Origin of the sequence: Pelomonas sp. KK5 (genome assembly GCF_001984095.1) — a bacterium.
Taxonomy (GTDB): Bacteria; Pseudomonadota; Gammaproteobacteria; order Burkholderiales; family Burkholderiaceae_C; genus KK5.
In genome coordinates, this window is sequence record NZ_LYVQ01000209.1 from 1 (window position 1) to 11,880 (window position 11,880).

At 69.9% G+C, this 11,880-nt stretch carries 15 protein-coding genes and 1 tRNA gene; 8 read left to right on the plus strand and 8 right to left on the minus strand.

Going from position 1 to position 11,880, the window contains the following annotated elements:
• Positions 1-770, minus strand: a 770-nt coding sequence (locus B0W88_RS24710) for an NAD-dependent epimerase/dehydratase family protein (protein WP_077037271.1), incomplete at its 3' end; no start/stop codon positions are given.
• Positions 771-862: 92 nt separating this feature from the next.
• Positions 863-1,462: a TetR/AcrR family transcriptional regulator gene (locus B0W88_RS24715; RefSeq protein ID WP_077037272.1), complete on the minus strand. Its 600-nt coding sequence runs from the start codon at positions 1,460-1,462 to the stop codon at positions 863-865.
• Positions 1,463-1,547: 85 nt separating this feature from the next.
• Here B0W88_RS24715 and msrA point away from each other — a divergent pair, with 85 nt between their 5' ends.
• Both msrA and B0W88_RS24725 read left to right on the plus strand, forming a co-directional pair.
• Complete coding sequence (gene msrA, locus B0W88_RS24720; protein WP_077037273.1) at positions 1,548-2,081, plus strand: peptide-methionine (S)-S-oxide reductase MsrA; 534 nt, start codon at positions 1,548-1,550, stop codon at positions 2,079-2,081.
• Entirely contained in the window at positions 2,081-2,743 is a 663-nt protein-coding gene (locus B0W88_RS24725) for an HAD family phosphatase (protein WP_077037274.1), read from the plus strand. Before msrA ends, B0W88_RS24725 begins: the two co-directional genes overlap by 1 nt.
• Positions 2,744-2,750: 7 nt before the next feature.
• Here the strand turns inward: B0W88_RS24725 and B0W88_RS24730 are convergent, their stop codons facing one another.
• From B0W88_RS24730 to B0W88_RS24740, 3 genes are all read right to left on the minus strand, one after another.
• Entirely contained in the window at positions 2,751-3,860 is a 1,110-nt protein-coding gene (locus B0W88_RS24730; protein ID WP_077037275.1) for a Glu/Leu/Phe/Val dehydrogenase dimerization domain-containing protein, read from the minus strand.
• A gap of 136 nt (positions 3,861-3,996) precedes the next feature.
• The gene (locus B0W88_RS24735) at positions 3,997-4,725 is read right to left on the minus strand and encodes a 2OG-Fe dioxygenase family protein (RefSeq protein WP_077037276.1); all 729 of its coding nucleotides are present in this window, start codon (positions 4,723-4,725) and stop codon (positions 3,997-3,999) included.
• Positions 4,722-5,750, minus strand: a complete 1,029-nt coding sequence (locus tag B0W88_RS24740) for a CDP-6-deoxy-delta-3,4-glucoseen reductase (protein ID WP_077037277.1) — start codon at positions 5,748-5,750, stop codon at positions 4,722-4,724. Before B0W88_RS24740 ends, B0W88_RS24735 begins: the two co-directional genes overlap by 4 nt.
• Positions 5,751-5,819: 69 nt before the next feature.
• Here B0W88_RS24740 and B0W88_RS24745 point away from each other — a divergent pair, with 69 nt between their 5' ends.
• From B0W88_RS24745 to B0W88_RS24755, 3 genes are read left to right on the plus strand one after another with little or no spacing between them, the layout of a single operon-like run.
• Entirely contained in the window at positions 5,820-6,713 is an 894-nt protein-coding gene (locus B0W88_RS24745) for an SDR family oxidoreductase (protein ID WP_077037278.1), read from the plus strand.
• 31 nt (positions 6,714-6,744) lie between these two features.
• Positions 6,745-7,182 carry a MarR family winged helix-turn-helix transcriptional regulator gene (locus tag B0W88_RS24750; protein ID WP_077037279.1) on the plus strand — a complete coding sequence of 146 codons (438 nt, stop codon included), beginning with the start codon at positions 6,745-6,747 and terminating at the stop codon, positions 7,180-7,182.
• Complete coding sequence (locus B0W88_RS24755; RefSeq protein WP_077037280.1) at positions 7,179-8,735, plus strand: DHA2 family efflux MFS transporter permease subunit; 1,557 nt, start codon at positions 7,179-7,181, stop codon at positions 8,733-8,735. The genes B0W88_RS24750 and B0W88_RS24755 overlap by 4 nt, the downstream gene beginning before the upstream one ends.
• Positions 8,736-8,739: 4 nt before the next feature.
• On the opposite strand, the gene B0W88_RS24760 is transcribed toward B0W88_RS24755, so the two are convergent.
• Both B0W88_RS24760 and B0W88_RS24765 read right to left on the minus strand, forming a co-directional pair.
• The gene (locus B0W88_RS24760; protein ID WP_077037281.1) at positions 8,740-9,330 is read right to left on the minus strand and encodes a rhomboid family intramembrane serine protease; all 591 of its coding nucleotides are present in this window, start codon (positions 9,328-9,330) and stop codon (positions 8,740-8,742) included.
• A gap of 232 nt (positions 9,331-9,562) precedes the next feature.
• A tRNA-Leu gene (locus B0W88_RS24765) sits at positions 9,563-9,647 on the minus strand.
• An 82-nt stretch (positions 9,648-9,729) separates the two neighbouring features.
• Between B0W88_RS24765 and cysM the strand changes: the two genes are divergently transcribed.
• The 3 genes from cysM to B0W88_RS24780 are packed head-to-tail and all read left to right on the plus strand — an operon-like array spanning position 9,730 to position 11,421.
• The gene (cysM, locus tag B0W88_RS24770; RefSeq protein WP_077037282.1) at positions 9,730-10,650 is read left to right on the plus strand and encodes a cysteine synthase CysM; all 921 of its coding nucleotides are present in this window, start codon (positions 9,730-9,732) and stop codon (positions 10,648-10,650) included.
• The gene (locus B0W88_RS24775; RefSeq protein WP_077037283.1) at positions 10,647-11,183 is read left to right on the plus strand and encodes an NUDIX domain-containing protein; all 537 of its coding nucleotides are present in this window, start codon (positions 10,647-10,649) and stop codon (positions 11,181-11,183) included. The genes cysM and B0W88_RS24775 overlap by 4 nt, the downstream gene beginning before the upstream one ends.
• 10 nt (positions 11,184-11,193) lie before the next feature.
• Positions 11,194-11,421 (plus strand): sulfurtransferase TusA family protein, encoded by a 228-nt coding sequence (locus B0W88_RS24780; RefSeq protein ID WP_077037284.1) that lies wholly within the window; start codon positions 11,194-11,196, stop codon positions 11,419-11,421.
• A 75-nt stretch (positions 11,422-11,496) separates the two neighbouring features.
• Here the strand turns inward: B0W88_RS24780 and B0W88_RS24785 are convergent.
• The coding region (locus tag B0W88_RS24785) for a sugar phosphate nucleotidyltransferase (protein WP_255378665.1) at positions 11,497-11,880 on the minus strand (384 nt) is incomplete at its 5' end.

An 11,880-nucleotide genomic window follows, 5' to 3' on the forward strand; every position in this document is an offset into this window, starting at 1 on the left:
ATCTCGCGCAGCGTCATGTACTCGCCGGCGGCGACGAAGCGCTGGCCGGCCGCCGCCGGCGAGAACAAGGCGCGCAGGTGCAGCTCGGCCAGGTCGCGCACGTCGACGATCGAGAAGCCCAGCCGCGGGATGGCCGGCGGGCGGCCCTGCAGCAGGCGCTGGATCACCTGCACGGAGCCTTGCGCTGCCCCCGCGGCCAGCGGCGGGCCGAAGACCGCCGCCGGGAGGATCGTCGCCAGTTCCAGGGCGTGGCCGGGCTCGCGGGCGATCTCGTCCCAGGCGGCGCGCTCCGCCAGGATCTTGGAGCGCCGGTAGGGATCGCGCTGCGTGGCCGCATCCGGCCAGGCGGATTCATCGCTGATCCACTCGCCGTCGGTGGCCAGCACGCGGGCGGCTGCGGCGGCCGACGTCATCACCAGCCGCCGCACGCCCGCCCGCCGCGCTGCCCGCAGCACGCGCAGCGTGCCGTCGCGCGCGGGTTCCAGCAGGCCGGCGCGATCGCGGCTGGCGCCCAGCGGCGAGGCGATGTGCAGCACGCGAGTGCAACCCTGGACGGCGGCGTCCCAGCCGGCATCGCTGTCCAGCGTCGCCTGCACCACCTGGAGGGCCGAGGCATCGACGCCCTGCGCCGCCAGCGTCTCCCGCAGCGCGCCGGCGCGGCCGGCATCGCGCAGCGTGCAGCGCACCGCATGCCCCTGCCGCAGCAGTTCCACCAGGCACCAGCCGGCGATGAAGCCGTTGCCGCCGGTCACCAGGATTCGTTCCTTCATCGATCGACTCGCTTTCCACATGCAACACCAACAAGTCTACATGTGTAGACTTTGCGGTGCAAATGGGCGGCGAAGCGCGACGGCCCGCGTCCTCAGTCGCCGTCGATCAGGTGCTGGAACAGCGGGCCCAGCGCGTCCGCCAGCGCAGCGGCGCGGGCCTTCGCCAGCGGCGCCAGGCCGATGGTCTGGCGCATCATCTGGAAGCCGGCGATCAGCGAGAGCATCAGCGCCGCGCGCTGCGGCGCCAGCGCGCCCTCCAGCGTGGCGGCGATGGGCTTGAGCTGGTGCTTCTCGATCAGTTCGCGTGCGATGGCCGCAGCGCGCGCGCTGCCGGCCGAGCGCAGCATGATCTGGAAGCCTTCCAGCGGGGTCTCCTCGGTCTTGGTGATCTCGATCAGCGTGGCGGCCAGTTCGCGGCCGCTGATGCCTTCGCTGGCCAGCAGGCGCGGCAGCAGCACCGCGGTGGCCACCATGCCGGCCTCGACCGCCTCGGTGAACAGGGCCTCCTTGGAACCGAAGTAGCGGTTGACCAGCATGGCCGTGACGCCGGCGCCGGCGGCGATCTCGCGCACGCCGGCGCCGTCGTAGCCGGCGCGGGCGAAGGCGGCGCGCGCCGAGTCGAGGATGGCCTGCCGCGTGGCGGCAGCGTCGCGCCGGCGGGGCGGCGGTTCCGGGGTTTGCCGTGGGGACATCCGCGCGAGTCTACAGGCGTAGAGCGCAGCCCCTGTAAGCTTCTGCCTCGTTGACGCGACCGATGCGTCCAGGAGGTTTTAGACCATGAGCCATTCGACCCCATCCTCTTCCTCGTCCACCGAACGCGCCGTGCTGGCCGGCGGCTGCTTCTGGGGCATGCAGGACCTGATCCGCAAGCTGCCGGGCGTGATCGCCACGCGCGTGGGCTACAGCGGCGGCGACGTGCCGCACGCCACCTACCGCAACCACGGCAGCCATGCCGAGGCGATCGAGGTGACCTTCGACCCGGCGCGGATGAGCTACCGCCGCCTGCTCGAGTTCTTCTTCCAGATCCACGACCCGAGCACGCCCAACCGCCAGGGCAATGACCGCGGCGCCTCCTACCGCTCCGCGATCTACTACACCTCCGAGGCGCAGAAGGCCACGGCGCTGGACACGATCGCCGACGTGAACGCCTCCGGCCTGTGGCCCGGCAAGGTCGTCACCGAGCTGGAGCCGGTGGGCGATTTCTGGCAGGCCGAGCCGGAGCACCAGGACTACCTGGAGCGCATCCCCAACGGCTACACCTGCCACTTCCCGCGCAAGGACTGGGTGCTGCCCAGGCGGGTGGAGGCCTGATGCCGGAGGCGATCAAGGCCGTGCTGTTCGACATGGACGGCACGCTGGTGGACAGCGAATCCACGCACCTGCGGGCGCTGCTGGATCTGCTGCATGAGCAAGACCTGACCCTGCCCGCCGGCTTCGACGAGGCCTGCACCGGCATGACGATCAATGCGGTGCACGAGCGCGTGGTCGATCAGTGCGGCCTGGCGATGGCGCTGGACGACTTCATCGAGCGCAAGAATGCCGCCTTCATCGGCCGGCTGGGCGAACTGCGGCGCCGGCATGGCGCCACCGCGGCGCTGGATCTGCTCGATGCGCGCGGCATCCGCTGGGCCGTCGTCTCCAACTCGGAGCGGCCGGTGATGGACGCGAGCCTCGCCTCGCTGGGCCTGGTGGCGCCGGGGCGGGTGACCGTCTCGCGCAACGAGGTGGCGCAGGGCAAGCCGGCGCCGGATCCGTACCTGCGCGCCGCGCAGTTGCTGGGCCTGAAGCCCGAGGACTGCCTGGTCATCGAGGACAGCGGCCCCGGCGCCGCCGCGGGCCTGGCGGCCGGCATGCGCACGATCGGCTGGCCGGAGCCGCATCGGGAGGACATCGTGTTCCCGCCCGGCGTCCATGTGCTAGCGGCCACGGAGCAGGGCGGGGAACTGAGTCAGGCGCTGGACGCCCTGACCTGAGCCGGAATCAGACCGGCTTGACCAGCTTGGAGCGGGCCCAGGCATCGGCCACGCGGCCGGGCGTCGAGTCCTCGCGCTTGACGCGCTCCAGCAGCTCGACGACGCGGTCGGCGATCTTCGAGACCTCGGCCATCACGGCCTGCTCCTCGCCCTCGCCGCGGTACTCGCGGGCGACGCTGATGATGCCGCCGGCATTGACGAGATAGTCGGGCAGGTAGGTGATGCCGCGGGCCTGCAGCGCGTCGCCGTCGGCGGCGGTGGCGAGCTGGTTGTTGGCGGCGCCGCAGACCAGCGCGGCGCGCAGCGTCGGGATCGATTGGGCGTTCAGCGTGGCGCCCAGCGCGTTCGGGGCGATGACGTCCACCTCGGCGGCCAGGATCTCGTGCACGCCGACGGCGACGGCGCCGAACTGCTCGACCGCGCGGGCCACCTTGGCCGCATCGATGTCGGCCACCACCAGCTTGGCGCCCGCCTGATGCAGGAAGGCGGCCAGGTGCCAGCCCACCGCGCCCAGACCCTGCAGCGCGACGCGCACGCCTTCCAGCGAGTTGCGGCCCAGCACCTTCTCGACGCCCGCGCGGATCGCCACGAAGACGCCCCAGGCGGTCTTCGGGCTCGGGTCGCCACCGAAGGCGCCGGCGCGCGGGATGCCGCTGACATAGGACGTTACGGCCTGCATGCCCAGCATGTCGGCGGTGGTGGTGCCGACGTCCTCGGCGGTGATGTAGGCGCCATCCAGCGACTGCACGGCGCGGCCGAAGGCGGCGAACAGCGCGGCGCGGTCGAATTGCCCGGAAGCGGGCTTCAGGATCACCGCCTTGCCGCCGCCGAAGGGCAGGTCAGCCAGCGCGTTCTTCAGGCTCATGCCCTGCGACAGGCGCAGCGCGTCGTTCAGCGCGGCCAGCTCGTTGTCGTAGGTCCAGAAGCGGCAGCCACCGAAGGCGGGGCCGCGGGCGGTGCTGTGCACGGCCAGGATGGCCTTCAGGCCGGTCTGCTCGTCGCTGGCCAGCAGCACGCGCTCGTGGGCGGGCTGGTCAGGGAGTCCGAACAGGGAGGAGGGGATGGAGGAGGCGGCGTGGTCGGCGAGGACACGCGACAGATCGGTAGCGGCGTTCATGACGGCTTTCGGTTTGGGCACTCGTGGTGCGATGAAAACAAAGGCCCCGGCGCTTGTGGCGCCGGGGCCGTCAGTGTAGTTGCGGCGTTAGCGGGGCGAGCCTGCGGCTTGCGCATGGGGCCATGCGCTGCCGGTATCAGGGCCCCTGGAAACCGTTTGCACGCAACGTGACCACCAGCGTGTCGCGATGGCCGTGCTCGCCGTCGGGCTGGATCGGCGTGGTTTCGTGGATCATCCGCTCGTCGTCGAGCAGCAGCAGGGTCCAGGGCGCGTTCATCGTGAAGCGCTGGCCGTTGGGCCCGCAGGCCTCGAAGACGCGCGATTCGCCGCCCTTGATGTGCCGGCGCTCGATCAGGAACACGGCCACCAGGTCCACGCCGTCGCGGTGGGCGCCCTCGGGTGTGGGGCGGCCGATGCCGTCGGTGGTGTCGATGCGGAACTGGTGGGCTTCGATGAACCAGGGCTGCCGGCCCTTCAGCCCCGAAGCCGTGCCGGCCAGGCCGAGCAGCAGCTTCGACCAGGCCGATGCAGCGACGGCCGCGGCGGCCATGGGCTCGAACCAGCGCTCGATGCCGCCGTGCAGCGCGTTGTAGTCCACCGGCTGCCAGTGGGCGCGTTGCGGGGACAGGGCCAGGGCCTGGCCCTCGGCCACGAAGCAACTGTGGCGGCGGAAGCGGTAGCGGCCGCCGTCCTTCAGGTAGGCGTCGGGCGGAAGGTCGTTCCAGAAAGGCGTCAGCGCCGCAAGCTCCTCGGCGCCGATGCCGAAAGCGCGGCCGACGTCGGCGGGCGACAGAACGGCATGGCCCCGTTCGCGCAGCTGCGCCTCGAAGCGGTCGGCGGGCACATAAGGCGGTTCGAACATCATGTCAGCGAGTGCTTGTCAGCTTCCGAGGTGAACGAGTCGGCATAGAACTCGTCGTCAGGCAGCCCGCAGCGGGCCACGAAATCGCGCTGGGCCGAATCGACCATCACCGGCGCGCCGCAGGCATAGACCTGGTGGCCGGAGAGATCGGGCAGGTCTGCCATCACCGCGAGGTGGACGAAGCCGGTGCGGCCCGTCCAGCCGTCGGCGGACTCGGACAGCACCGGCACGTAGCGGAGGTTCGGCAGCCGCCCGGCGGCCTGCAGCGCCCAGTCGTGCAGGTAGAGATCGGCCTGGCTGCGGCAGCCCCAGTAGAGCGTGACCGGCCGGGCCGAGCCCAGTTCCTCGATGCGCTCGAGGATCGCCTTGATCGGCGCGAAGCCGGTGCCGCTGGCCAGCAGCACGATCGGCTTGTCGCTCTCCTCGCGCAGGAAGAAGCTGCCGAAGGGGCCTTCCATGCGCAGGATGTCCTTGACCTTCATCGCGCCGAAGACGTGGTCGGTGAACTTGCCACCGGGCATGTGGCGGATGTGCAGCTCGATCGATCCCGGCGTGCTGTGCGGCGCGCTGGCCATGCTGTAGCTGCGGCGGGCGCCGTCGCGCAGGATGAACTCGACGTACTGCCCGGCATGGAACTGGAAGTTCTGCGTGGCCGGCAGTTGCAGGCGCAGCAGGGCCACGTCGGGCGCGGGGCGCTCCATCGCCAGGACGCGGGTGGGCAGCTTCAGGATGGGGAACTCGCCGGCGCCGGGCACGGTGCGCGCTTCCAGCTGGCAGTCGGTCTGCGGCGTGGCGCAGCAGGTGAGGACGAAGCCGGCGTCTTCCTCGGCGGCGGAGAGCGTCTTGGGCTGGTGGGCGCCGTGGATCACGCGGCCTTCCAGCAAGCGGCTCTTGCAGGAGCCGCAGGCGCCGTCGCGGCAGCCGTAGGGCAGGCCGACGCCCTGGCGGATGGCGGCGCTCAGGATGGTTTCATCGCGCTCGACCTCGAAGGCTCGGCCGGAAGGCTGGACGGTGACCTGGAAATTCATGGACAAGAAGGCTGGGAGCCGGCGGGCCGTAAACTGAATCCGACATTCTGCATCAGGCCCTTTTTCCTCATGTCTGCGACGCCATCTCCCCGCCGATTCCGGCTCCTGATCATTGGCTGCGGGGACGTCGGCATGCGCGTGCTGAAGCTGCTGCGCGGCCGCGGCTGGCAGGTCGCCGCGCTGACCAGCAGCCCGGGGCGCCACGCTGCCCTGCGCGAAGCCGGCGCGCTGCCGCTAATGGGCAACCTCGACAGGCCAGAGACTCTTGCTCGCCTGGCCGGCTGGGCCGATGCGGTGCTGCACCTCGCGCCGCCGCCAGGCGAGGGCGCCGAGGACCGCCGCACCGCGAACCTGCTGCACGTCCTGGCCCGCAGGACGCCGCCGCGGCGCATCGTCTACGCCAGCACCACCGGCGTCTACGGCGACTGCGCCGGCGCGCGTTTCGACGAGACCCGCGCGGTGGCGCCGGCCACCGCGCGGGCGGGCCGCCGCGTCGACGCCGAGAAGCAGTTGCGCGCCTTCGGCCGCCGCTTTGGCGCCGCGGTGACGATCATGCGCGTGCCGGGCATCTATGCCGGCGACCGCGAAGGCGGCCACCCGCGCGAGCGCCTGGCCGCCGGCCGGCCGGTGCTGCGCCGCGAGGACGACGTCTACACCAACCACATCCACGCGGACGACCTGGCCCGCGCCTGCCTGCTGGCCCTGTTCCGCGGCCTGCCGCAGCGCGTGGTCCACGCCAGCGACGACACCGAGCTGCCGATGGGCGACTACTTCGACCTCGCCGCCGACCTCTGCGGCCTGCCGCGCCCGCCGCGCATCGCGCGGGCCGAGGCGGCGGGCGTGATGACGCCGGTGCAGCTGAGCTTCCTGTCCGAATCGCGCCGGCTGGACAACCGCCGGCTCAAGGAGGAACTGGGCCTGCGCCTGCGCTACCCGCATGTCGAGCAGGGGCTGCTGGCATAATGGTTAGATTACTAATCATTAGTGGGCTTCCATGTCGTCCGTCGAGGAGCGCTTCAGCGCCGCACTGCACAGCACCGCCCGGGCCTGGCGCCTGCTGATCGACCGCCGGCTGAAGGGCCTGGGCATGAGCCAGGCCGGCTGGATGACGATCGCCTTCGTGGCCAAGGCGAAGGCGCCGATGTCGCAGTCCGAGCTGGCGCAGAAGGTCGGCGTGGAGGGCGCGACGATGGTGGCGATGCTGGACCGGCTGGCCGGCGCCGGCCTGGTCGAACGGGTGCCCTGCGAGAACGACCGGCGCGTCAAGCGTGTGGCGCTGACGCCGGCCGGCAGCGAGCTCTACGAGCAGGTGCGCGTGGAGGCGAACGCGGTGCGCAGGCAGGTGCTGGCCGGCATCGACCCGGCGCAGCTGCAGGCGGCGGCTGAACTGCTGGAGCGGGTGCAGGCGGTCGTCGACGCGGCGACCGAATGAGTGCCGAGATACCCGTCCAGGCGGTGCCGCTGAACCGCCGGATGATCACGCTCTCGGTGATGCTGGCGACGATCATCCAGACGCTTGACTCGACCATCGCCAACGTGGCGCTGCCGCACATGCAGGGCAGCCTCTCGGCCTCGGCCGACCAGATCACCTGGGTGCTCACGAGCTACATCGTCGCCGCCGCCATCGCCACGCCGCTGACCGGCTGGCTGTGCGACCGCTTCACGCAGAAGCGGGTGTTCCTGGCCGCCGTGGCGGGGTTCACCTTCGCCTCGCTGCTGTGCGGCGTTTCGATGTCGCTGACCGAGATCGTCGTCGCGCGGCTGCTGCAGGGCCTGTGCGGGGCGGCGCTGGTGCCGCTGTCGCAGGCGGTGATGCTGGAGATCAACCCGCCGGCCACCCGCGGCTCGGCGATGGCGATGTGGGGCATGGGCGTGATGGTCGGGCCGATCCTGGGCCCGAGCCTGGGCGGGTGGCTGACCGACAGCTACGACTGGCGCTGGGTCTTCTTCATCAACCTGCCGATCGGGGCGCTGGCCTTCTGGGGCATCTGGCGCTATATCCGGCCGACGACGGCGGCCCGCCTGATGCGCTTCGACGTGTTCGGCTTCGCCACGCTGAGCCTCGCCATCGGCGCGCTGCAGATGCTGCTGGACCGCGGGCAGGACAACGACTGGCTGAACTCCACCGAGACCTGGGTCGAGCTGCTGCTGTTCCTGGTGGCTGCCGGCTACTTCATCGTCCACACCTGGTTCACGCCGCCGCAGCTGGCATTCGTCGACTTCCGGCTGCTGAGGAACGGCAACTTCGTCAGCGGGCTGCTGTTCATCTTCATCGTCGGCGCGGTGCTTTACGCGGTGCGCGCGCTGACGCCGCCGATGCTGCAGACGCTGATGAACTACCCCGTGATGTCGGCGGGCCTGCTGATGGCGCCCAGCGGTGCCGGCACGATGGTCGCGATGCTGCTGGTGGGCCGCCTGGTGGGCAAGGTCGATTCGCGGCTGCTGCTGACGGCGGGCTTCTCGATCACGGCCGTCTCGCTGTGGATCATGAGCGGCTATACGCTGGTGCTGTCGCAGAGCGACATCCTCGTGCCCGGCGTGATCCAGGGCTTCGGCCTGGGCCTGGTGTTCGTGCCGCTGTCCACGCTGACCTTCTCGACGCTGGAGCCGGCCATGTTCGCGCAGGGCACGGCGCTGTACAGCCTGGTGCGCAATATCGGCAGCAGCATCGGCATCTCGCTGGTGCAGACGCTGTGGGTGCGCAACACGCAGGTGGCGCATGCCTCGCTGGCCGAGGCGGTCACCGCCACCAACCGCGCGCTGCAGGCGCAGTCGACCGGCGGCTACGACCTGTCCAGCACGCCGGGCCTGCTGGCGCTGAACGGCGAGCTGACCCGGCAGGCCGCGATGATCGCCTACCTGGACGACTTCAAGCTGATGCTGGCGCTGACGGTGCTGGTGCTGCCGCTGCTGTGGCTGATCAAGCCGTCGCGCAAGAAGCTGTCAGCGCAGGAGGAAGAGGCGCTGCACGCGGCGATGGAGTGATCGGTCAGCGCCGACGCACGCTGCGCCAGTAGCGGATCAGCAGGTACGCGCCGAGCATGCCGCCCAGGTGCGCGAAGTGAGCCACGCCGTCATGGCTGCTGTAGCCCATGAACAGTTCCAGCGCGCCGAATATCGCGACGAAATACTTCGCCTTCATCGGAATCGGCGGGATCAGCGGGACGATGATCCGGTCGGGGAACAGCATGCCGAAGGACAGCAGCAGGCCGTAGAGCGCGCCCGAGGCGCCGATCGTCGGCGACATCGAATGCATCAGCGAGGTCACCAGCAACTGCACCAGCGCTGCACTGAGCGTGCTGGCCACCAGGATCTGCGTATAGCGCTTGCTGCCCCAGACCCGCTCCAGCTCGGAGCCGAACATCCACAGGCCCAGCATGTTGAAGAAGATGTGCAGGAAGCTGCCGTGCAGGAATGCGTAGGTGATCAGCTGCCAGGGATAGAACAGCCCCGATGCCACTGGCCACAGTTGCATGTAGCCCAGGGGCACGGCCAGCGTTTGCGACAGCAGCGAGTCCAGGCAGAACACGGCCACGCAGGCGAGTAGGAATGCTTTGGTGACCGGCGGAAGTTGGGGCATGAAGCAATGGAATCTTGCGAGGGCCGCTGGCGGCGCGGCATGGCGCGGTGCACCACCGGCACAGTGTATGCGCGAAGAATTGGAAGGCCGACTTGGGGAAAGCGCATAGGGCGCTGTACGCATCCCGTAAAGAAGAGTGCGGGTGCTGACACGTGCAGGCCGGCCTTGCAAAGGCGAAGCCCCGCTCGGGGCGGGGCTCTGCGGTGTCCTGGCAAGCTGGGGTCTCGATGGGTGGTGCCCGGGGCCGGACTCGAACCGGCACACCTTGCGGCGGGGGATTTTGAGTCCCCTGCGTCTACCGATTTCGCCACCCGGGCCTCATCGATACGCGCTTGCGTTGGAAGCCCGCGATTGTGCCACACCGGGCAGGGTGGCCGATTGGCTGCCACAATGGCCCGCATGAGCAAGACGACGACAACGGTTCAGTACCCGACCCTCGAAGACGTGATCGGCAACACGCCGCTGATTCGCCTGCAGCGCCTGCTGCCCGAGGCGCAGGCCCGCGGCAATGTCATCCTGGCCAAGCTGGAGGGCAACAACCCGGCCGGCTCGGTGAAGGACCGGCCCGCCATCAGCATGATCAAGCGCGCGGAGGAGCGCGGCGAGATCAAGCCGGGCGATACGCTGATCGAGGCCACCTCCGGCAACACCGGCATCGCGCTGGCGATGGCCGCCGCGATCCGCGGCTACCGGATGATCCTGATCATGCCGGAGGACCTGTCCGTCGAGCGTGCGCAGACGATGAAGGCCTTCGGCGCCGAGCTGATGCTGACGCCGCGTTCCGGCGGCATGGAATACGCCCGCGACCTGGCCGAGCAGATGCAGCGCGACGGCAAGGGCAAGGTGCTCGACCAGTTCGCCAACGCCGACAACCCGCGCATCCACTACGAGACCACCGGCCCGGAACTCTGGCGCGACACCGAGGGGCGCATCACCCATTTCGTCAGCGCGATGGGCACGACCGGCACCATCACCGGCGTCTCGAAGTTCCTCAAGGAGAAGAACAAGGGCGTGCGCATCATCGGTGCGCAGCCGGCCGAGGGCTCGCGCATTCCCGGCATCCGCAAGTGGCCGCAGGAATACCTGCCCAAGATCTACAACCCGGCGGCGGTGGACGAGCTGGTGCTGGTCAGCCAGTCCGACGCCGAGGACATGGCCCGGCGCCTGGCCCGCGAGGAAGGCCTGTTCGCCGGCATCTCGGCGGCGGGCGCCTGCTGGGTGGCGCTGCAGCTCGCGAAGACGGTGGAGAACGCGACGATCGTGTTCGTCGTCTGCGACCGCGGCGACCGCTATCTGTCCACGGGCGTGTTCCCCGCGTGAGCGCCACCTTCCGCTTCTGCCCGCAGTGCGCCACCGAGCTGGCGCTGCTGACCGTGGAAGAGGACGGCGGGCCCAAGGAGCGCCTGCGCTGCCCGGCCTGCGGCTTCACCCACTGGAACAACCCCACGCCGGTGCTGGCCGCGGTGATCGAATGCACCGACCGCGAGGGCCAGGTCTTGCTGGCCCGCAATGCCGCCTGGCAGGGCCGCTTCTTCGGCCTGATCACCGGCTTCATGGAGGCGGGCGAGACGCCGGAGGATGGCATCCGCCGCGAAGTGGCCGAGGAGACCTCGCTGGAGGTCGACAAGCTGGAGCTGCTCGGCGTCTGGGACTTCCAGCGCATGAATCAGATCATCATTGCCTACCATGCCCAGGCGCGCGGCGAGATCCGGCTCTCGCCCGAGCTGGCCGAGTACAAGCTGATCGCGCCCGAGGACGTGCGCTGCTGGCCCGCCGGCACCGGCCAGGCGCTAGCCACCTGGCTGCGGCGCAAGGGCATCGAGCCGCAGTGGCTCGAATTGCCGAAAGTCTAGAATCGACGCCATGAACGCCAACAAAGAACTCGACACCCGCGGCCTGAATTGCCCGCTGCCCATCCTGAAGGCCAAGAAGGCGCTGGCCGACATGGAGAGCGGCCAGTTGCTGAAGGTGGTGGCCACCGATCCGGGCTCGATGCGCGACTTCCAGGCCTTTGCGCGCCAGACGGGCAACGAGCTGGTCGAGCAGTCGCAGGCGGGCGACGAATACGTGCATGTGTTGAAGCGCCGCTGAAGCAGGCAGGCCCGGCAGCAAGAAGAAAGGCCACGCAGTGCGTGGCCTTTTCGTTTGAGGCGCGCCGCCGCGGCGTCAGATCTCAAGGTTCTGCAGGTATTCCCGGAAGCCGGCACCCAGCTGCGGGTGGGTCAGTGCAAGTTCGACGTTAGCCTGCAGGAAGCCTTCCTTGCTGCCGCAGTCGTAGCGCTTGCCGTCGTAACGGTAGGCAAACACCTTCTCGCGGCGCAGCAGGCCGGCGATGCCGTCGGTCAGCTGGATCTCGCCGCCGACGCCGCGCGGCTGGCTGGCGATCTCGCGGAACACGCCGGGCGTCAGGATGTAGCGGCCGGCCACGCCCAGGCGCGAGGGCGCGTCCTCGGGGGCGGGCTTTTCGACCATGCGGTTGATGTCCACCAGCTTGTCGTTCACGGCGGTGCCGGCCACGATGCCGTAGCGGCGGGTGTGCTCGGCCGGCAC